This is a genomic window from Agrobacterium sp. DE0009, assembly GCF_007680755.1.
Classification (GTDB): domain Bacteria; phylum Pseudomonadota; class Alphaproteobacteria; order Rhizobiales; family Rhizobiaceae; genus Agrobacterium; species Agrobacterium tumefaciens_B.
In genome coordinates, this window is sequence record NZ_VEIU01000009.1 from 42131 (window position 1) to 62590 (window position 20460).

19 protein-coding genes and 2 pseudogenes are annotated in these 20460 nt (G+C 55.5%); 14 read left to right on the forward strand and 7 right to left on the reverse strand.

The annotated features are described in order from the left end of the window. Positions 1 to 186: 186 nt before the first annotated feature. Genes FS804_RS22020 through FS804_RS22035 form a run of 4 tightly spaced genes read left to right on the forward strand, consistent with a single transcriptional unit; the run spans position 187 to position 4341 of the window. Positions 187 to 1566, forward strand: coding sequence for a TolC family protein (locus tag FS804_RS22020; protein ID WP_246665934.1), 1380 nt, complete (start codon positions 187 to 189; stop codon positions 1564 to 1566). Further along, the gene (locus FS804_RS22025) at positions 1563 to 2699 is read left to right on the forward strand and encodes an ABC transporter permease (RefSeq protein WP_144578949.1); all 1137 of its coding nucleotides are present in this window, start codon (positions 1563 to 1565) and stop codon (positions 2697 to 2699) included. Before FS804_RS22020 ends, FS804_RS22025 begins: the two co-directional genes overlap by 4 nt. A gap of 3 nt (positions 2700 to 2702) precedes the next feature. Beyond that, positions 2703 to 3416, forward strand: a complete 714-nt coding sequence (locus FS804_RS22030) for an ABC transporter ATP-binding protein (RefSeq protein ID WP_144578950.1) — start codon at positions 2703 to 2705, stop codon at positions 3414 to 3416. 58 nt (positions 3417 to 3474) lie between these two features. Then, entirely contained in the window at positions 3475 to 4341 is an 867-nt protein-coding gene (locus FS804_RS22035; RefSeq protein ID WP_246665935.1) for an HlyD family secretion protein, read from the forward strand. Between the two features lie 1312 nt (positions 4342 to 5653). On the opposite strand, the gene FS804_RS22045 is transcribed toward FS804_RS22035, so the two are convergent. Beyond that, on the reverse strand, positions 5654 to 5896 hold the full coding sequence (locus FS804_RS22045; protein ID WP_144578953.1) for a hypothetical protein: 243 nt from the start codon (positions 5894 to 5896) through the stop codon (positions 5654 to 5656). A 137-nt stretch (positions 5897 to 6033) separates the two neighbouring features. Beyond that, the gene (locus FS804_RS22050) at positions 6034 to 6804 is read right to left on the reverse strand and encodes a phosphatase PAP2 family protein (protein WP_210244456.1); all 771 of its coding nucleotides are present in this window, start codon (positions 6802 to 6804) and stop codon (positions 6034 to 6036) included. Positions 6805 to 7092: 288 nt separating this feature from the next. Between FS804_RS22050 and FS804_RS22055 the strand changes: the two genes are divergently transcribed. Both FS804_RS22055 and FS804_RS22060 read left to right on the forward strand, forming a co-directional pair. Beyond that, positions 7093 to 7791 carry a response regulator gene (locus FS804_RS22055; RefSeq protein WP_144579027.1) on the forward strand — a complete coding sequence of 233 codons (699 nt, stop codon included), beginning with the start codon at positions 7093 to 7095 and terminating at the stop codon, positions 7789 to 7791. After that, positions 7785 to 8945, forward strand: coding sequence for an ATP-binding protein (locus FS804_RS22060; RefSeq protein WP_144578954.1), 1161 nt, complete (start codon positions 7785 to 7787; stop codon positions 8943 to 8945). The genes FS804_RS22055 and FS804_RS22060 overlap by 7 nt, the downstream gene beginning before the upstream one ends. Before the next feature lie 520 nt (positions 8946 to 9465). Here FS804_RS22060 and FS804_RS22065 read toward each other — a convergent pair. Then, positions 9466 to 9762, reverse strand: a complete 297-nt coding sequence (locus tag FS804_RS22065; RefSeq protein ID WP_144578955.1) for a hypothetical protein — start codon at positions 9760 to 9762, stop codon at positions 9466 to 9468. Continuing rightward, a pseudogene (locus tag FS804_RS22070) lies at positions 9762 to 10022 on the reverse strand (transposase domain-containing protein); the annotation flags it as partial. The gene FS804_RS22065 and the pseudogene FS804_RS22070, both read right to left, overlap by 1 nt. Positions 10023 to 10278: 256 nt before the next feature. On the opposite strand from FS804_RS22070, the gene FS804_RS22075 reads away from it, so the two are divergent. Further along, positions 10279 to 11466 carry an IS110 family transposase gene (locus FS804_RS22075; protein WP_144579028.1) on the forward strand — a complete coding sequence of 396 codons (1188 nt, stop codon included), beginning with the start codon at positions 10279 to 10281 and terminating at the stop codon, positions 11464 to 11466. A 2-nt stretch (positions 11467 to 11468) separates the two neighbouring features. Here the strand turns inward: FS804_RS22075 and FS804_RS22080 are convergent. The 3 genes and pseudogenes from FS804_RS22080 to FS804_RS22090 all read right to left on the reverse strand — a co-directional run. After that, positions 11469 to 12857 (reverse strand): annotated as a pseudogene (locus FS804_RS22080) (IS66 family transposase); the annotation flags it as partial. A gap of 63 nt (positions 12858 to 12920) precedes the next feature. Further along, a complete protein-coding gene (gene tnpB, locus FS804_RS22085) occupies positions 12921 to 13169 on the reverse strand; it encodes an IS66 family insertion sequence element accessory protein TnpB (protein ID WP_367269952.1) in 249 nt (82 codons plus the stop codon). A gap of 94 nt (positions 13170 to 13263) precedes the next feature. Next, the gene (locus tag FS804_RS22090) at positions 13264 to 13638 is read right to left on the reverse strand and encodes a transposase (protein WP_186376955.1); all 375 of its coding nucleotides are present in this window, start codon (positions 13636 to 13638) and stop codon (positions 13264 to 13266) included. A gap of 655 nt (positions 13639 to 14293) precedes the next feature. Here FS804_RS22090 and FS804_RS22100 point away from each other — a divergent pair. The 7 genes from FS804_RS22100 (at position 14294) to FS804_RS25270 (ending at position 20416) form a co-directional block, all read left to right on the forward strand. Beyond that, the gene (locus FS804_RS22100; RefSeq protein WP_144578957.1) at positions 14294 to 15430 is read left to right on the forward strand and encodes a hypothetical protein; all 1137 of its coding nucleotides are present in this window, start codon (positions 14294 to 14296) and stop codon (positions 15428 to 15430) included. Between the two features lie 63 nt (positions 15431 to 15493). Continuing rightward, positions 15494 to 15784, forward strand: coding sequence for a hypothetical protein (locus FS804_RS22105; RefSeq protein ID WP_246665936.1), 291 nt, complete (start codon positions 15494 to 15496; stop codon positions 15782 to 15784). Then, the gene (gene hxsB / locus FS804_RS22110) at positions 15765 to 17174 is read left to right on the forward strand and encodes a His-Xaa-Ser system radical SAM maturase HxsB (protein WP_144578958.1); all 1410 of its coding nucleotides are present in this window, start codon (positions 15765 to 15767) and stop codon (positions 17172 to 17174) included. Before FS804_RS22105 ends, hxsB begins: the two co-directional genes overlap by 20 nt. Further along, complete coding sequence (hxsC, locus tag FS804_RS22115; protein ID WP_144578959.1) at positions 17171 to 18259, forward strand: His-Xaa-Ser system radical SAM maturase HxsC; 1089 nt, start codon at positions 17171 to 17173, stop codon at positions 18257 to 18259. Before hxsB ends, hxsC begins: the two co-directional genes overlap by 4 nt. Next, positions 18256 to 18864 carry a His-Xaa-Ser repeat protein HxsA gene (gene hxsA, locus FS804_RS22120; protein WP_144578960.1) on the forward strand — a complete coding sequence of 203 codons (609 nt, stop codon included), beginning with the start codon at positions 18256 to 18258 and terminating at the stop codon, positions 18862 to 18864. Before hxsC ends, hxsA begins: the two co-directional genes overlap by 4 nt. 193 nt (positions 18865 to 19057) lie before the next feature. Continuing rightward, entirely contained in the window at positions 19058 to 19750 is a 693-nt protein-coding gene (locus tag FS804_RS22125) for a hypothetical protein (protein ID WP_246665937.1), read from the forward strand. Positions 19751 to 19756: 6 nt separating this feature from the next. Continuing rightward, positions 19757 to 20416, forward strand: coding sequence for an SH3 domain-containing protein (locus tag FS804_RS25270; protein WP_246665938.1), 660 nt, complete (start codon positions 19757 to 19759; stop codon positions 20414 to 20416). The last annotated feature ends 44 nt before the right edge of the window (positions 20417 to 20460 follow it).

Below are 20460 nucleotides of genomic sequence, written 5' to 3' on the forward strand. Positions count from 1 at the left end.
TGGTCTTGGGACGATGAATGCGATGGCCTGCATTCGATTTGTCGCATCAGCGACCGGCACTGGGGATCAACGGCTATTTTTCTGGGTAATGCGTGTTTCATGTGGTCCAAAATGATTAGGGTGCGTCGTGATTGTGTCGATCGTTCGAGGTCGAATTGCAATGGCGTTTTGAATCGGCATCGCTGGATGCTCCTTGCGCTCCTCCTATCTTCCTGCCATCAGGGCGGACCGACTTTTTCTGACATCGCACCGGCGGAGTTTCCGCCGGCGGATGCGCGGCGACCCAGCCCAAAAACCGAAGCCTGGTGGCTGGCGCTTAACGACAGTCAACTCAATGGCATCGTGGCGCGTGTAGAGCAGGGCAATCTGACCTTGGCGCAGGCCCGTGAGCGGCTGGCTGCGGCAGCCGCGATTTCACACTCTGCGTCCTCCGGCTTCCTGCCCAATGTCGCCCTCTCCGGGTCTGCAACGGGTTCCAGCAGCAGGACGAAGGTAGACGACATTTCCCGCCGTCCAGCTCATCTTAACCTTGAGACTGAATGGGAAATCGCTCTCTTCGGGCAAGATAAGCTCGCCCAGCAATCTGCCGATCTGGACAGATACATAGCGGCTGAAGACGTAAATGCAGCGAAGCTCTCCGTCGCGGCGGAGGCCGCAACAAGTTACGTGCGTCTGAGGGCGTTGCAGCACCAGCGAAAAAATGTCGATCTCCTATCCTCCGCTAAGGCAAAAGCACGAGATGTCGCGACCTTACGATCAAGAAGCGGATTGGCGACAAGGTTCGAAGCCCAGGCGGCGACTGAGGACAGTGCCGCTATGGCGCAACAGAAACGCCTTCTCGACAATGCCATTGCCGACGAAATCCAGCGCATTGCGGTTCTTCAGGGCGTGAGGGAGGGCGATGCCACCCTATCGGCAATGAGACCTCAACCCGTGGCGAGCAACGCACGGGTAACGGCGGTTCCGGCCGATGTGCTGCGGCAGCGCGCGGACATTCGAAGGGCTGAATTTGCCGTCCTGAAGGCGGGAGCCGAAGTGGGAATTGCGACGTCCGATCTTTATCCCAAACTCCATCTCTCGGGAATGATCGGTATCGGATCACCCGTCTCAGGGTCCATCTTCGGCGTCATGGGTGGCCCATCATTACAGATGCCCATCTTTGACTACGGGAAACGACTGGATGTCGTGGAGGTAAAAAAGGCGCAATGGCGTGAGGCCGTTGCAGCCTACCGGCAGTCAGTTCTGGTTGCCGATGGCGAAGCCTCCTCGGCCTTGCGGACGCTCCTCGCCGCGCGGCTTGAAACCGCGCGTGCGAATTCAGCCTATGCGACGGCGCAAAAAGGTTTGGCTCAAGCCAAATTGTTATCCCGCGAAGGCCTGTCTGACGCGTCCGCCCTCGTGACCCGCCAAATCGAAGCCGCAGACACCCGCAGTCAACTTACCGAAGCGACGAAGAACGAAGCGGAAGCCTTAATTGCCTTTGCGAAAGCGACGGGCGGAAGTCTCGCAGCGCAGGCACCTGGTATCGCAACCTTCCCCGATAAGCGGAGGAAAAGCGGATCATGACGATCTCGATTGCGCGCAAGACCTTGATCCACGAATGGCGCCGCTTTTTGCCCGCGACAATCGCGATTGCCTTCTCGGGCGTCCTGATGACGGTCCAGGGTGCTTTGCTGCTGGGCATCGTGGGTGCCAATGGTCTTTACGTTACGCAATCCAAAGCCGAATACTGGGTGGGTTTTCCCGGAACACAGAGTGTCGACCTCGGGCGCGCGATTCCCGCAAGTGTGGCGACAAATCTTTACGCCGAGCCGGCGATCTCGCATGTGGAGCCGGTTCTGTTCGGCTCCGGCGACTGGAGAGGCACGCACGGGGGCGGCGGTGTCAGCGTCACGGTTCTCGGCATTGATACGGCACATGACGCCGAGGCCCTCGCGCGCATTATTCCCGGATCGCTGCGAAATCAGTTGAGCGAGCCCGGCACCGTCCTTGTGGACATTGCAGACGCTTCGAAGCTTTCTACAAAAAAGGGCGGTATTGCCGAGGTGAACGGGCGTTCGGTACGGATCGTCGGCTATATCGACGGCCTTCGCGGCCTAGGCGGCGTCAACGTGGTGACCTCACGGGAGACCGCCCGTAATCTCGATCACAGTCTGCCCAGCGACGGCGGCGCCACCTATTTCCTTTATGATCTCAAGCGGGGCACCAACGGCGCCGCCATACAGGCGCGCCTTAACAGCGGCACCGATATACGCCGTTTCGAGGTCTGGTCGGCTGAAGAACTCGCGTCCATGACGACGATGTATATGTTGCTGGATTCGGGTGCGGGAATTGCATTCATTTTCGCGACCCTCATCGCCGTGATGATCGGAGCCGTCATAACGAGCCAGACCCTGATGGGTGCGGTGGCCGGCACGGTGCCTCAATATGCAACGCTCAGGGCGCTTGGCGTACCCTTCGACCGGCTTCGTTTCATCGTCATCGAACAGGCGGGCTGGGTCGGTCTTTTCGGTTTTATCATCAGCCTGTTTCTAAGTGTTGCAATCGCCCTGATGGCGGCGGTGTACCGGGTTCCCTTCGAATTGCGCTTCACCATTGTCGCTGCAGCCTCAACAGTTGTGCTTCTTGTCGCGGCTGTCGCCTGTCTTCTGGCAATTCATCGTTTGCGGGACACCGATCCCGCCACGCTTTTGAGGTGAACCATGCTGCCTGTGCTCAGCGCGCGCAATCTCGGTAAGTCCTTTACGATACATAACATTCAGATGCAGGCGTTATCGGGTGTGTCGGTGGACATTTACGCTGGCGAATTCACGCTGCTGATCGGCCCGTCGGGATGCGGCAAGAGCACGCTGCTTGCCATCCTCAGCGGCATGACGAAGCCAGACGACGGGTCGGTGAGCGCGGGTGATGTCATGCTGTCTACATTAAGCGATGAAGCGCGGGACGAATTTCGCCTTAAGAATTGCGGATTTGTTTTTCAGGGGTTCAATCTTTTCCCGGGCCTCACCGCAGTCGAGCAGGTGCAGATACCGCTCGATTACATGTCTGTTCCCGCTGCAGAGGCCCGCGAACGGGCCGCAAGCGCCTTGGCAAGCGTCGGCTTGTCAAAGAAAAGTCATCTGCGGCCGTCGGAAATGTCCGGCGGTGAAAAACAACGTGTTGCGATTGCCCGCGCCATCGTCAAAAAGCCCGCCATTCTCTTTGCAGACGAACCCACCAGCGCCCTCGACAGCGAAAACGGTCGAAACATTGTCGAGATTCTCCAGTCCATCGCAAAAGACTTCGGTTCGGCGGTGCTGTGTGTCTCGCACGACATGCGTCTCGTCAAGCAGGCTGATCGTGTCCTCCAGATGGAGGACGGACGCCTGCTCCGAGACATCAGGCCCATCTCCGGTAAAAGTTCCACAGGATCTTGAAGACATGAAATTTCTCCCTCGTATCAAACGTCCGGCAGTGACAACGGTTTCGGCTGGGATGATCGGCGTGGCGCTCTTGTATTTCACCACACTTTCCCCGAACGCCGAGGAAGACACCGACCGGCCGGATCTGGTCGGTCCACCCATCCTGGCTGCAGCTAGGGGGGTCGTGGATATCCCGGGCGGCCTTCTGCGGGTCGCCTCCCCCCGCGATGGCATCGTTACGTCCCTGCTGGTCAACGAGGGTGACCAGGTCAAGGCGGGGGACGTCATGGCAGTACTCGATTCCAGTCAGGAAACGTTATCGGCGAAGATCGCATCGGAGGAAGCTCTGCAGGCCGAAGAGCAACATAATCTTCTTCAGATGAAGATGAAAAACCTTTCTCGCCAGGCAGATCGGGTCAAGCGCGCCGCGGCGGGAAATGCCGTTTCGGACCAAGCCCTCGATGAAGCTATAACGGCCAGGGATAATCTCGCTGGCGAACTCAAGGTGGCCGCATCCGTCCTCACTGCCGCCAAAATGCGGCGCGATATCGCCGCCCGCGAGGCCGACATACGAACCATCCGCGCTCCGGTCGATGGTTTCATCATCAGGCAGGGAATCAAGGTCGGAGAATTTGCCACAGCCAGCGGCGCGACGGAGATGTTCACTATCCTGCCGGAAGGCCAGAAGATCGTCCGGGCAGAAATCCCCGAGCAGTTTCTCGACAACGTCAAACCCGGCGTGCCCGTTGAGGTGCTGGCCGAGGACAGAACAGGGCAGGCATATGAGGGCCGCATCAGCCGCATCTCTCCCGTTCTGATGCAGTCAACCGGTATGCCCGGCGAACGCAATGACATTCGCACAGCAACCTCAATCGTGATGGTAAGCCGCGACGCGCCGTTCCGGGTGGGGCAACGGGTCATCATTCGCGTCTACAAATAAAGTCGGCAGAGTGTATGACCGACATCAGCGACCGAATTGAATATCTCCCCGATATACAAGAATCGATAGGTGGAAGATGCAGGCATTAAAGACCTGTGAGCTCTGCGATACAGGGAGCTTCACATTCCGTCCACTACTAACCTTGAACGGCCTTATATGGAATCCCAACCCGCGAAATACGTCGCGCTCCGGGTCAGAAGAGATTTAAAAATATAGGGGCAACTGACCAGCATCGCTCGATACCACTCGAAATATGACGGCAATAAAGAAGGGCCAAAGCACAAGGATTATGATCACCGCGAACCTGATGATGGCAGCTATGGATTTGAGTGTCCGGGACGAAGGTCGCAAGATAACACCACTTTGCTTTAAAAAACGCATGCCATTTCCGCTCTGCCGATCCGATTTTCGCTCATCTGAAAGTTTCGTGGAGTTTCGGTAGAGAAGGCCGACAGAAAAGATCGAAAGTGCCAAGCTCGACGCCAGTCATGCCGGGCGAGCGATGGATCTGTTAATTGGATATGGTGTTTCACAGCCTTTAGGCGATGGTCGCAGACGAAAGACCTCGGGCGGTGAGCAACTGACGACTGTAAAAGGGAACGATCAAGGGTTTCGTGAGCGCTCCCTCGGTTCAGATTTTTTCGTTCGCTCCGAACTCCAATTAAATATCCCTAGGCGTACATCGCTCTGCCCACCTTGCAATATTCCGTTCGAACGAGATGACGCCTTTTGCGGGTTCAGCCGAGCGGATTTTACATTTAGCTGAAGAACCTGCTCAACAGGTGAGCCAACGAGAACAAGTCACGGACCGATCTTCACCCGAAGGGCATTGGAAGAATGCGGCAGGCTCTATGGTTATTCCACCGCAACCGATCTTCCACGCTATCTTGGACTAGCGGCCCTGCCGTTGCGCGACGCGTATTGAATCGTGACGGCTAAGTCGGAAATGTTAGAAACTGGCTGGAGCTAGGCTGCCGACATATCTTAATGAACGCGACCCCGAATTTGCTCACGCCTGAGATTCCTTGTCTTTCGCAATGAAATCGCTTCCGAAAGCGGGCCGGTAAATGAAAACGGCGGTTCTTAAAGACCAACCTTCGGAGGCTCGCCATGGCTCAGCTCCGCTTCCTTCAGGGTCTTGAAGAGATATGAGCCGCCAGCCGGATGATTGGAACTACGCATAGTAACCGCAATTTCTTTATCCGGAATGGCGATTGTTATCAGTTTGTAGGTCGCCTCCACTATGCCACTCGTCGTGCACGATCCGCGAGTGCCGGTCTTGAATCACCTTTGAACTGTGCGCATAGTCGACTCAGACATGACGAACGACCCGGATGCGTTTCGGCACCTTATTTTCTTCGACGTCTATCCAACATTCGGCAGGCGAGGTTCTACTCGCGGCCAAAATCGTTTCGATGTCGAGACCAAGCGCCAGCAGCTCAAATTTGGCCTTGCGAGGAAGCAGCTTCGTCAGGAAGCGCAGTGGTGCGACAGGAAGGCTCATTTTCTCCACGCACCGTCCTTCCACATATTTTTCGATAGTTATCATGCTCATTGTGAAGCCTCTCTTCGAGTGTGATGGGTTTTAAATTGGCCAAAGATGATGCGGCTCCGGTCAATGCGTCGTACGCCGGTCGATCTCGCAGCCCAAATATTTGTGCGGTTTCTAAAACCGATACTGGGCAGCGAAACTTATTGTGCGCGCCTTCGTACGACCCCGCTTAAACGATCGTCGATATCCTGTGACCGAACCTGCGTCCACCGCCAGATCAACAACATGATAAAGAGGGTTATCAGCCAGGCCAGAACCACATCCGATAAAAAATGGGCCCCGAAAGCCACTCTGTTCATCGCAACAAAAATAAGGACAGGCGTTACCATTGATGCTGTCAACGCCCGATACCTTGGAGAAACAAAAACCAGCAGGGAGAGTGCAGCTGCAGCCCCCGCCGCTTCACCCGACGGAAAAGAGCAATTATGGGAACATGCTGCTGCGAATTCCCACACCGGCGTGAAATCAGCGCTACCTCCAAAATCGATGAGATGGCGTGGCCGCGCGCGCCCTATTGCGAACTTCAGCGCCTCAACGACAACAACTGGTCCTGCAAAGAAACTCGTCAGCACGAACAAAGGTTTGTGGGCAGCGCACCGCCATAAACCCCTGGGACAGGCGATGCACAACGCCGTCAACAGCACCATCGACCAAACTATGACTTTCGTGAGCAGCCGGCTGTAGTCCCTCAAACCCCTGAGCAATACATGATCGCCAAGGATAAAATTTCCGTCTTTGGCAAACCAGCTGGACACCGTCAGGTCGATCGTCGGAAAGACCGTAAATATGAAGCTCACACCAACGATCAACCAGCCGGTCACGGTCAAAGCATGTGTTATCGGAGAAAGATCGGCTTTTACGGGTCTTTCCAAAAACGGGGAGAAGACGAATTGGGAGGCGTGTTTTTGCATGCTAATTGATCCGCGAATTCAGCATCAGACGCGGGCTTGCCGTCCGCATATCAAATGCTGGCTGTGGTTGGCGTCGGGCTCTCCTGCATACCAGTTGGCGCGGATTGCCGTGAACGCAGCGGATTTGGAACCGGATTGTCAAGAAATGGCGAAGGTCTTGTCAAAGAGCTGTCCGCAAGCCCCGGGATCGATGTAAAGGGGCACGCTTGGGTATTGCACGGCCACCTCTGATTTCACATAAATGCCTCGCGGCGGACCGAAATGAACAATACGTTGCTGGGGTTAGAGGTGGAAAATTATCTTGTCCTGATCGTTGAAGACGAGCCTGCCATTTCCAGGTTATTGGAGGCGTATTTGTCACGTGAGGGCTTCCGCACCGTCCAGGCGTCAGATGGCGAGACGGCGCTGCAACAGCATGCCTATCTGAAACCGGACATTGTGCTTCTCGATATCCGCATTCCAAAGCTGGATGGACTGGCGGTCCTCGCTCGGCTCCGGCACACGAGCTCGACACCGGTCATCATGGTGACTGCTTTGGCCGACGATCTCGATCGGTTAAGCGGCCTCCATCTTGGCGCAGATGATTACGTGGTAAAGCCGTTTAACCCGCAGGAAGTTGTCGCGCGGGTAAAGGCGGTGTTGCGACGCGCCTCCGGTGCGCAGCCCAACAAACTAATCCGGTTTGGCGCGATTGAGGTGGATTTCAGTAGCTATTCTGTCGTCGTTGCAAAGGACAATACGCGTCAGGTCCTACCTCTTACTCTCAGTGAATTTCGGATTCTCGCACATATGATCCGCCATCCGAACCAGGTATTTGCGCGCGCCGACATCCTTGACGCATGCCTGCCGGAGAGCGACGCATTGGTGCGGACAGTGGATACCCATATCTCGAATCTGAGGAGAAAGCTCGAAGACCATGGGCAAATCGGGTTCTTCCCCGCAGTCAGGGGAGTTGGCTACCGTTTTGCGGAACCTCTACTATGTTGAAACGCCCCCGACTTTCCCAATCGCTCGCGACACTCACCGCTATTGTTATCGCGACGATGCTGATCCTCAGTGTCGGAATGTCCTATGTCGGCGTCACCTGGTACTCGTCGTTTCTCGACGATGGGATCAACAGGAACCTTCCGCCCGACGCCGCTCAAGCATTACAAGTCATTCAGCAGGGAGGCATTCCGGACGGCACTTCTCTCAGGTCTCTGCTTGACAGGATGGAGGAGGAGGATGCGAAAGCCGATATTAAAATTCAGCTGTCTGCGCTGATCTGTGGGTTGATCTCGGCATTGATCTGCTCGTTGATTGGCGTCTATTTTGCCCGGCACATCGCGCGTCCCCTCGTTGCACTTACACGCGCCGCGGAGGCCTTAAGAGGCGGGGACTTCGCAGTCCGAGTTGAAGCGCCTGCGGGAAGCACACAGGAAGTCGCCAGCCTGGTCGAAACCTTCAACCAACTCGCGCGCGGTCTTGATCACATGGAAACAAGGCTACGTTTCAACAATATGGCTGTTGCTCACGAATTGCGTACCCCGCTGACGATCCTTCAGGGCGGTTTGCAGGCGATGATCGATGGCGTGTTTCCCCTGAGGCGAGAGAGCGTGGCGGATCTCTTGGTTCAGGTGGAAGGATTGGCAAAAATCGTCGAAGACCTGCGTACGCTGTCTTTGGCCGCCGGCCAAAAACTTGTCACGCATCGCGAAAGAACAAATCTGGCGGATATTGTGGCTTCGGTCATCGCGTCCTCAGTACCCGTTCTCGACGAGCGACAATTCGAAATCGAAACAGGTTTGGACCCGGCATGGGTCTTTGCAGATGCCCAGAGGATCAGGCAAGCGGTCCTTGCGCTCCTGGATAACGCTGTCAGATATGCCGGAAGTGGCAAATGGCTACGCTTCGAAACACACCAACTGCCAGATAACCAAGCGGTCATCCATGTTATCGATCGCGGCCCGGGGTTTCCCGAGGAGATCGATGCTACCGCTATCCATTTATTCTGGCGCGGCGACGTGTCACGGTCTAGAGAAACGGGCGGGACAGGCCTTGGTCTTTCCGTTGTTCAAGCAATAGCAGCAGCGCATGGCGGACACCTTGAGTTTAAAAACAGCGCCAATGGCGGCGCAATGGTTACCATCCACGTACGTTAAAACGCGGCACCTGTGGCAGGGGATTGTCCTTCTTGGAGCCATTCTTCCATCACCCGCGCCATAGCTCTCGCCGGGGTTATAAACGTTTGGATTGCGTCCGCGCGATATTGTGAGAAAACGCACGGAGTTATGGTCGGCAAATAGTTAGAGACTGTGAAGTATGTCGCCCGCTCTTGAACGGATACGAACCGTCGGCGCCCCAATTATAATAAAGAGCGAGCACGCCAACATGTTGTTTCACCGACGTTTTCGAAGTGATCGCCGAGGGCCCAGCTTTCATGTTCTTACAACGATCTATAGTGGTTCGACACGGTATCGTTTATGAAATTCGCGGAGAACCATTTCGAGTGTCGCCTCAAAAGTCCCCTGATCAAAATTCAGAGATTTCTTCCTCTCATGAAGATATCGCCAGTCTAAAAATGCGTCTTGATGTTGATACAAGAGAACTTTGATCCCATGGTCTATATGCAGCCCGCTGGAATAATATCGTGCCACTGTTTCTTTGGTAACCGCCCGATTGTTACCGCGGAGATTTTGCTTTGATGCGGGCGATAAGTTCTTCGTCGTCGACAAAGCTGTCGAGGAATTCGTCCCATTCCTGAGTTGAGCGGCGAGCATAGTGGAGCATTTGTTCCAGCTCCTCCATGCCGTCGTCTGTCAGTGCGATGACGGATTCGTCCTCGCCGTTGTAGACACTGATGATGCTGCCGTAGGTCAGGTTGTCATCGTTGCTGACGATCGCCCGAAGAAGCTCTGGATCCTCGCCAAGAATTTCGGCGACATATTTGAAGGTGCGGACATAAGTGACTGTTGCCATCAGGCCGCCTCAGCGCAGATGACGGCCACGGGTGACCAATTCCAGGGGAGCAGTTCGTCGAGGCGGTTGATCTTATGATCGTGGATACGGTCGAGCACATCGGCCAGATAGGCCTGTGGATCGAGGCCATTCATCTTGGCCGTCTCGATGATCGTCATGGCGCGCGCCAAGGTCTCCGCGCCGGTGTCAGCGCCAGCAAAAAGCCAATTCTTTCTTCCGATTCCAATCGGGCGCAGCGCCCGCTCGGCGGCATTGTTATCGGGCATGTTGCCATCGGCGTCCCACGAACGTTCGGCAGATTCTATCCTGTCATGTTAGAATTGTCGTGTCGGGACAGGGGCGTCGGAGTGCGAAGAAGCGGGCAGGCCGAATTGACTTTGAGCTGCGAGCTCGCGTTGTTATCTGGCCGCCCCTGCGACTATCCCGTCTGCGCTGCGAGCGCGTATCCGTAGATGTCGCACAGCCCGCGCACTCCCCCATCAACAACATGGAGGATTTGGAATGCGGTCGATCGGAATGGATGTGCATCGAAGTTTTGCGCAGGTCGCGGTTCTTGACAGGGGCAAGGTCACTGATGAATTCCGGGTGGACCTGGATTACGACGCTGTGGTGGCCTTTGGGCAGAAGCTTCGAAAGGATGACGAAGTCATACTGGAAGCAACCGGGAACACCTCGGCCATCGTAAGGTTGCTGACGCCGTTCGTGGCCAAGGTCGTGATCGCGAACCCGCTTCAGGTGAAGGCCATCGCCCACGCGCGCGTGAAGACCGACAAAGTCGACGCGCGGATTCTGGCGCAGCTTCATGCCGCCGGCTTCTTGCCGGAGGTCTGGGCCGCGGATGATGATACCCCGAACCTGCGTCGTCTCGTGTCGGAGCGCGCGGCGCTCGTGCGATCAGTGCGACGAGTGAAGAGCCGGGTTCAGGCCGTTCTCCACGCCAATCTCGTGCCGAAATACTCGGGACATCTGTTCGGAAAAGATGGCAGAGACTGGCTTTCGAAGGCCCCGTTGCCCAAGGCAGAGCGCGACCTCCTCGCCCGCCATCTCGATGAACTGGACTGGCTGAAGGGCAAGCTCGAAAAGCTGGATGGTGCCATGGCCCGAATTGCGCTTGACGACACTCGCACGCGCAAGCTGATGACGATCGCCGGAGTAAATTCCGTGGTTGCCACGGCGGTGATAGCCGCCATTGGCGACATCTCCCGGTTCCCGACGCCCGACCGGCTTGCGAGCTACTTCGGCTTGACCCCACGGGTGCGCCAGTCCGGCGATCGCGGCGCAATCCATGGCCGCATCTCGAAACAGGGAAACGCGATTGCCAGAACGATGCTGATTGAAGCTGCCTGGTCGGCCGCGTCGGTCCCGGGGCCGCTGCGTCCCTTCTTTCTCCGGATAAAGGACCGCAAAGGCCTCAACGTCGCGGCGGTCGCCACGGCGCGCAAGATCGCAAATCTGATCTGGCAGTTGCTGACCAAGGAGGCTCCCTACAGATGGGCTCGGCCCGCCTTTGTCGCCATGAAGATGCGAAAGCTCGAGCTTCGTGCGGGCGCTCCCAAAGCACATGGGCCCGCTGGTCCCGCCCGCGATTACTGGATCAAGGAAATCCGACATCGAGAGATGGAGCTCGTTGCACAGGCGGAGGCAGCCTACGCGGCCATGGTCGAAGCCTGGAGAGATAGGCCACCTAAACCACAAAAAGGTTGAGAAAGGGGCTGTTCAACAACATCCGTGTCCATTGCGACACGACCGTCTTCCAGGAACAGGCAGAATGACGACCAGCGGCTCAGGCCGTACCGGAAGGCTCGCGCCAGATCGCCCTTGCCCGGAATGCGGGTCAATTGCGCTTCGGCCCAGACACGCAATGCCTCGACTTTTGCCTTGCTGTGTTTTTGACGCGCGGCCAAGCGGATATCAGCAGATTGGCCCGCAATGTCGCGCTCGACGTCGTAAAGCGCACCGATACGGTCGAGAGCCTCGCGTGCGATCTCGGATTTGTTCGAGGTCCAGATGTCATGGAAGTCGCGTCGCCAGTGCGCCCAACATGCTGCCTCCTGGAAACGAGATGTCCCATCCGCTCCAGGCTCATAAAGCTTCCCGTAGCCCTTGTAGCCGTCGGCTTGAAGGATGCCGCTCGCCTGCCTGAGGTGATGATGAACGTGGTCTTCCTTCCAGTCGGGAGCAAAGTAGTAGACCGCACCTGGTGGAGCCGCGCCCGCCCATGGCCGCTGATCGCGGACGTATGTCCAAATCCTGCCCTTCTTCACGCCTTTGCCCAACCCCTTGTCTCGCAGCGAACGGTCGAGCACCCGGATCGGGGTGTCGTCGGCATGGAGGAGGTCACTGCCCATGATCGCGGCCTCGATCCGCTCAATCAGCGGCTGGAGTACCTGCATGGCGCGACCGCACCATTCGACCAACGTGCTGTCGGGAATGTCGGCGCCCATGCGGGCGAAGATCTCGTTCAGGCGATAGAGTGGCAGGTGGTCGTCGAACTTCGAGACCATGATGTAAGCCAGAAGGCCAGCACCTGCCATGCTGCCCGGTATCGGGCGGCTGGGTGCCGGCAACTGCACCATCTTCTCGCAGCAACGGCAGGACTTCTTCAATCGAGCGACCTCGATGACCTTCATCTGCGCGGCGATCATGTCGAGGATCTCGCTGGCATCCTCGCCGACAAGGCGCAATTCGCCGCCACACGCAGGGCAGCAGGTGCCGGGATCGAGTTCCTTGCGCTCGCGAACTGCCTTTTCCGATACGCGCGGACGACGGCGCATTATTCTTTCGGGAGTGTTTGCCACCGACGCGACGGGCTTGGACTCATCGGCCTCATTGATCGGCTTCGTATCGCGCTCGGCCGCGGCGATCAAAAGATCTTCCAACGCCAGTTCGAGTTGTTCGATTTCCCGCTCGATCTTTTCCGAGGACTTGCCGAAGACCTGCTTCTTCAGCTTGGCGATGCGCAGCCGCAAGGACTGGATCAATTGGTCATGGGCCTGCAACGTCGCCGACATCTTCGCGTTTTCCGCCTGCAAAGCGGCGATCATTGCCTTCAGAAAGGCCGGATCGTCGGGAAGATTTTGGGTGGCGTTCGACATGAGCCTGACTACCATAAGTCAGGGCGAAGATCCATAAAAACAAGCAGAATCAGAGGGATAAAATCAACCGACACGCGCCGGCGGAGCGCCCCAATTCGGACGTCGCCAATCAATCCCTTCCCAAAGCATGGCCAGTTGCGCCGTTGTCAGCCGGGCCGTTCCATCTGCTGCTGAAGGCCAGGGAAAACGCCCCCTCTGCAAAATTTTATAATACAGGCAGAAGCCTTGGCCATCAAAATACAGGAGTTTTATCCGATCGCCCCGTCTTCCTCGAAACGCGAAGACAGCACCTCCCGTCGGCTTCTGGCGCAATACATCCTGCGCAAGCGCAGCCAGGCCCTCTATCCCTTACGCATGTCCGTGGCGCCGCAGGCGAGATACACTCGAACACCGGTTCCTGGTCCGATCATGCTGCTTCAACCGCCCGGATGAGCCTTGTCAGGACGGTGGCATCGACGGCACTGTCGAAGCGAAGGACCCGCCCATCGTTCAACTGCAACTCGATCATTGCAGGCACGCGCACAATATCCTCACGTACGAGCGGGGCGCCAAGCATGGCGGACGTCTCTACGGGAACGAAGACCGTATCGGCAGCGGTCGGCAACAAACCCTTCTTCTTCAGCTCATGCCGCCAGGCGTAGATCTGTTGCCGGGTCACATCGTGCCGGTGCGCAACTTCAGTGATCGTCGCACCGTCGAGCCCGACAGACATGACAATGTCGAGCTTCTTCTCATCACCCCAACGTCGCCGCCGTTCCTGACCAAGAATTTCGACACGCATCCCATACCTCGCCTAAGACACGTCGCTAACGACGTCGTTAAACACGTCTCTTAGGCCATCAAGCCGCTATTCGGCAGGCGGTACCAATCGGGCGCTTACTTTCTTTGAATTGAGCGTCGAGTATCTGCTGACTTTCAGGTGTTAGACGGCCAAATAGATTCGTTAGGTTATGCGACTTTATGACGGATCCATCGTCATGATCGAAAACAGGCTTTGAGGGCCACTTCCATCGCGAGCGCCAAGAGCAACGGCTCTACGCCCATATGGGCCTTCAGATCTATCTGATCCATCATATCCCGGTCAGAAAAGCTTTTTGTTTTGTGAAGAAGCGCCTTCGCGGACGCTGACATTCGAATCGCGGTAGTTAATCGCGCGCTCATAGTTTCCCTTTGGGTAAATTGTGGTCACCCAAACTACCTTCGTTAGAAAGCCTCAGAGGCGCAATCGTCCACGCAAAAGCTTTGTTTGCCGGAGGTCAGAGAGCCAGACTGGCTGGATAGGTAAAGCAAGGCGACTATGAGCATTTTGGCTTAGCTTGCAAAAGTCGCGCTTTTCGCGAAAACCCTTCCCCTGTGTTCAATTAGTGATTTCGCACTTCGGCAAACCTGATAATGTAAGGTTGTACTAATGGAATACGGGCGGGGGCCGGTACGAAATGCTTTTACAAAAGCTGCGATATCTTTTCCGATGGCCCGGCTTGTCCGTTGCACTTGGCGTGGTCGTCTTGCATCCTTCTTCTGAGGCAGCAGCTCAAGTCGTCGCTGGGCACTCGATCGGAGAGGACCGTGGAAAGCTGGATAGCGTAGCCTGGCAGAACAGTTTCGGCGGATATGTTGACGGGAAATTCATGGCTGCAAATGGGGTCGAAGTCTCAGCGACCTCCGAGCAGTCGACCGGGAAATTAGTTCGCTTGGAGGCCAAATGGGATGGAAAAGGCTTGCGCCAGCTCGCTTACTTTTCCGACTTCAGGTTCGGCCAAACAACTCTCGCAGATATCAAGAAGCGCTTTGGCAATCTTGGTCTGTTGCCTGCAGGCGGCTCATCTGTCCTGAGCACTCCTGATGGTGGCGTCACAATCTCGAACTTTTATGAAATTTCCGGTTCGAAGACGATAGCGACTTTCGTGACAAAGATCGAGCGAGCGGAGCTTCTTGACTTAAAACGCCGACATGGTGCTGAGGCATATGCTCATATGGCGACGGTCGCCACGCTTCATTCGATGTCGATATCCGACGGGGTTTATTTCAAAAACCTTCGCGGGACGGTATCGATTGCGGATGTTGGATACAGTCCTATCGCGTGGACACCGATGAGCAGTTCCACTGACAAACCCAAAAGACAAATATTGCTATCGAGGATAAAATCCACACAATTGCCTGTGGCCCGGGTCTATTCCGGGCCGAGAAATCCCCCTGATTTGAGCGGCCAAAATTCTACGCTACGCGCTTATCAAGATCGGATCGCACGGCGAATGGCTGAAGGCCCCGCTTTCGCCGGTGAATACGCGGTCATCCAAATTGGTTGCGGCACTCGCTGTTCAAACGCCTATGTCGGAAATGTGCGCACCGGTGAGGTTTTCAAGTTGCCAGTAGGCGGACGAAACAACCTCGATCTCGCTCTGAAGTACGAGCTACCCAGCCGCCTGATGACCGCGCAATGGTCGGACGCTGGCTCAGGAGAATGCGCAATCCAGTTTTTTAGCTTCAACGACGGAGAATGGATCGAGCTCCTCAAGCACAAGATTGGCGACAGCCAGGCATGCTCAACGTCCCTCTCCTATAACCTGCGGTAGTCTCTTCTCTCTTGCAGCTCTCAACGTGTGATAGCCTGCTTTTACCGGCCTGATTGGCGTCTAATGAATGGTCTTGAAATGGAAAATCAACCCAGCAGTTCGCATTTGATCATCGACGAGCTACTTATAAGATGGCTCCCGGACGCCTCGGTGCGGTTCCAATATCTGCATCCAGAGCTTGAGCTTAGCGTCAATGGAAATATCGTTCGCTTCACTGGGACAAATGCAACTGACCCACGCGTGAAGCAGGAATTTCAGTTTTGTCTCTATCGTCAGAAGATTTTCGAACAGACGTTGCCAATGCGCAAAATGCTGATTGAGGGAGTGACAGGCATTGCTGGTCGCACCTCTTAAGTTTCGCGTAACCGAAGACGGTAATGTCCTTTTTGCAGATGACGCCGGTGGCTTTTTCAAAGCAGGCGAAGCATTTCTGCACCGCTATGCCCGCGACGAGCTGCTGGCGTCAGATCTCGAATTCTTAGATGCGAATGGTAGTGCGTTCAGCGATGTGGGCGACCTCACTTATCTTGGCTTTGAGCAGCGTTTCGCCAGCCGTCTCTACCTTCCGGCTCAGATCGACTACGTTATTCTGGTGCCGACGCTAAGATGCAACCTGGCCTGTGGTTATTGTCAGGTATCGCGCGTCAACGAGGATGCACGAGGTTTCGACTGGGATGCTGAAACTTTAGCCAGTGTCGTCAGCTTCCTTGACGGCCTGTCGACCACCACCATCAAGATCGAGTTTCAGGGAGGCGAGCCGCTCCTGCGCCTCGACGTCATCAAGGATGTGATGGAATTCTGTCGAGGCAAATTCGATCACTGTGACTTTGTCATCTGTACAAACCTGCAGGAGGTTTCAGATGAAGCTTGGGCGGTCCTGAAAGAGCCCGACGTGTTCACCAGCACGTCACTCGATGCGACGAGAGCAATTCATCAAGCGCAGAGAACTGTGAGTGACGAGAAAACGACAGCGTTTTTCACTAATCTCGACACCGCAATCGAAAGACTGGGCGCCGACAAAGTCTCAGCTCTCCCCACCGTCGACCCACGCAACGCGCCGCCACCGAGCGCCTTAATCGAGTCTTTCATTCACTATGGGTTCCGATCCATTTATCTGCGCCCCGTGAACTACCAGGGCTTTGCCCGCAAAAAGTTTGACGCTCGCAAGAGCGCAGCGGTGTGGAATCAATACCACTCGGAGTTCATCGATGAATTGGTTGCTTTCAACTGGGATGCTGACCAACCCGTTGAAGAGTATTATTTCACGCACTGTCTCAGACGGGTTCTGCGGTCCGGCCATAACCACCACGCCGATCTTCGTAACCCTAATATCATCGGTCAAAGCTATGCCGTCATAGACTACGACGGGAAATTTTATCCCACTGATGAAGCGCGCATGGTGACCCGCGTGGGGCAGCTGGACCTATCCATGGGCGATGTCTTCAACGGCATGAACCGGGAAAAGATTGAGATTTTAAACGGCGAGGCGATCAACAACTTCCACCCGGATTGCGTCCATTGTCCCTATCAGGCCTTTTGTGGTGTTGACCTGGTAGACGACCTGTCACGATACGGACGGATCGATCTCCCAAAACATCTCACCGATTTCTGCCAACGCCATACCTACCTGTTCGATAAGATTTTTTCCCTGATCTATTCAGACGATCCGAAGGTTCAAAAATCCCTTGCCATATGGTCAGGATCTGCTCGCTTCGATCGCTCACTTGCAAAGTCTCACCGATGATCGAGTTGCGCCTCAAAGTCGATCCCATACCACTCGACGTTCCACTGGTCGTCAGGCTCAACGATGTTCCTTCCGACGCCAACGGTCAGCACGATGCTTTTTTAGTTGAGGTTACGGGCGGGCGACGGGAGTACGATTTCAATGGCTTTTCCCTGGGTGTTTACGCAGGCGTCGATGAATGCATGGATGGAGACGTGCTTCTCCTCCTGCCAGGACAAGCCAGCGCTCATCGTCTGATCCGAGCTAAGTCCGAGCACAACACATTTCTCGTCACTGAACAGTGTGACCAGCTCTGCGTAATGTGTTCGCAGCCGCCCAAGAAGCAGCACCATGACATGTTTGACCATTTCGCACTCGCGGCTTTGCTTGCCCCGATAGGCGCTACGATCGGCATCTCCGGTGGTGAGCCTCTTTTGCATAAGCACCGACTGTTTCAAACGCTTTCGCACGTCACAAAAGCCCGGCCGGATATTCGCTTCCACGTTCTGACCAACGCCCAGCATCTCGATGGCGGAGATATCGAAACGCTTTCCGACCTGGGATGGGATCGTGTTCTATGGGGTGTCCCGATCTATTCAGCCACAGCCGACGTCCATGATCGAATAGTCGGGAAAGAGGGAGCGTTCAGATTTCTCGAACGTGGGCTCGCTACTCTGCTTCGCGCAGGTGCTCCAGTAGAACTTCGCACAGTTGTTCTGCAGCAGAATTGGGACGACCTGCCAGCTCTTGCCGATTTTGTATCGACGAGATTGAGTGCCGTATCCTTCTGGGCCGTGATGCAGCTTGAACGGATCGGATACGGTCGGATGAATTGGACGACGTCATTCAAAGACACTTCGACTGATTTCGATCCTCTCGCCAGAGCGATAGATATTGCTGCTGCGCGTGGGATTCAGGCTTGGCTCTATAACTTCCCAGCCTGCTCGGTTCCTCAGGATTACCGGGGCCATGCACCGTCAACGATTTCCGACTGGAAACGAAAGTATCTTGATTTTTGCGATAGTTGTAGTGCTCGCGGAACTTGTGGTGGGTTCTTTCAGTGGTATGATCACCGGCAGGGGTTTGCTGCATTGGGGCCATTATGAAATCGCGGATATTCTTGATCCCATCGCTTTTGGCGGCCGGTTTTCTGCCCTCTAAAACGACAGCGATGCCAATTGGTGAATTTGTCGAGAAAAAGAACTCTGTTCCAACAATTCTCGAACGGCTGAAACTCAAACATGTCTTCACGCTTGCGGGCCACCGGTCACATCGATCCCATTCGAGCCACCGCTCGCACTCAAGTCACAGATCAAGTAGCGGAGGTGGATACAGCTACGGTGGATCGTCGACGTACTCATCGCCCTCCCCATCTTACAGCCCACCCGCTCGCTCGATCTATCCGTCTGCGCCCAGCGCGCCTGCGGCACCCGCGGTACCAGCAACGCCTGCCCCGCTTTACAGTCCGCCAGTCACGCCGAGCCCTGCGCCGCTGAAACCTCTTGCCGGCAATACAGACAAATTCAAGAGGATCGTGATGCAGGTACAGACAGCGTTGACTGCATATGGCTACTATTCAGGTCTGATTGATGGTCAGGTCGGACCAGGATGCAAATCAGCGCTGATCGCGATGCAAACTGATTACAATCTCAAAGTCACCGGAACCATTACGCCCGATGTGCTCGACGCCTTCGGGATCGCTGCGAACTGACTTTATGGATATAAGCCACATAGTTGAAGCGATTAAGGCAATTCCTGCGCCGCCCTCGGTTCCAGAGCTGGAAATCGCGTTACCGCCGCTTCCAGCCCTCCAGTTATCTAAAGCGGGGCGGGCTGCCAGATCTGAGAGAGCGTTAACGGTTTTTGCGGGAGCCGCGGCACTAGCGGTCGGGGGCTACCTTGCAATGTTCGTGCACGGCTTCTGGGGAACAGCGCTGTGCGTTGGGGCACTCGTGATGACTACTCTCTCGATAAGCCTGAAGCGGAAATTTGAGGTCGAATACCGGGATGCTAAAGCCAAATTAGACGAGCAACGACAGGTTTGGCTTGCCCAAGCAGGTCCGGCGATATTTGAAGAGAAACGTAAACTTTTTTTGACGCTTGCCAGCACCTATTCAGGCTTGCCAGCGAAAGAGCGTGAGATGCTTGGCGAGCTGGAAAAGACCAAGCGCGAGCGACAGTTCACGAGCTACATGAAATCGCAGTTGATCGCGCGAGCGAAAATACCAGGAGTCGGTCAAAGTCGCAAAGCAACCCTCGCCTCTTACGGTTTTGCCAATGCCCTTGATGTGAAAAATTGGCGCGTAACGAAGCTTCCAGGATTTGGACCCTCCCTAGTCGGTGAAGTGGAAGCGTGGGCGAGCTCCGTAGGCAAAAAATTTGCTTTCAACCCGACAGCTCCAACCGAGCCTCATCTGGTTCAACAGGTCAAAAGCACGATCACCATGGAACGCGTGGGGCTTGAACAAAAACTCGCAAATGCTCCTGATCAGTTGAAAAGCCTTTGTCAATCTGCAGAACGCCTTCGAAAAGCACCTCCACAGACCCTGTACGATGCACTAGTCCAGATGAAGCAAATCGAAGTAGACAGGGGATAATCGCCAATGTCTGCACCTTATCGAAATTTCTGGATCATCGTCGCGATGACGGTCAGCGCGACGGTCTTAGCAAACCTCTCCTCCAAGCCGGAGGTTGTTTCTGGTAGAATTTCACCCGGCTCACCTCAAACAGGAATTGATGGTTCATCTGGTCAACACCAGATCCAAAGCAGCCAGACGTCTGGGGGCACTCAATGGCCATCGACAACCACGGATCAAAAGCTCACAGCCCTTCCAACTGGGATGAAGGCGGCGGAAGAGGAACCGCCCGAGAGGCAATTTCGAAGTATCGATAACGACGTCAAGCAGGCGTTTGACATCGCAATAGAGGCTGCACTGGCGCAGAAGATAGGTGGCGTTGCCGCGTCCGCCAACGACGCTAATAATTCAGCTTCGCCTCTCCCTACGTTGACCACAAAGGAAGTGAAATCGACCCCTAAGGTCGCAGAGGTTCCGTTAGATGCGAATACAAGCGCGAGGGTAGCGCAAACTATAACCAACCTTAATATGCGGACACGACCAGATCCCCGTTCGCCCTTGATCGAGGTGCTGGCTACCGGGCTTGTTGTCACCATTGTCGATGAGCAGGCTGGTTGGGTCCACATCCTGGTCAAAGAAACCGGCCAAAATGGATGGGTGAATGCAAAATTCCTAAAGAGCGAGTAGCATGAACAACATCTAGTTGCGCTAACATGATCTTCGACTAATAT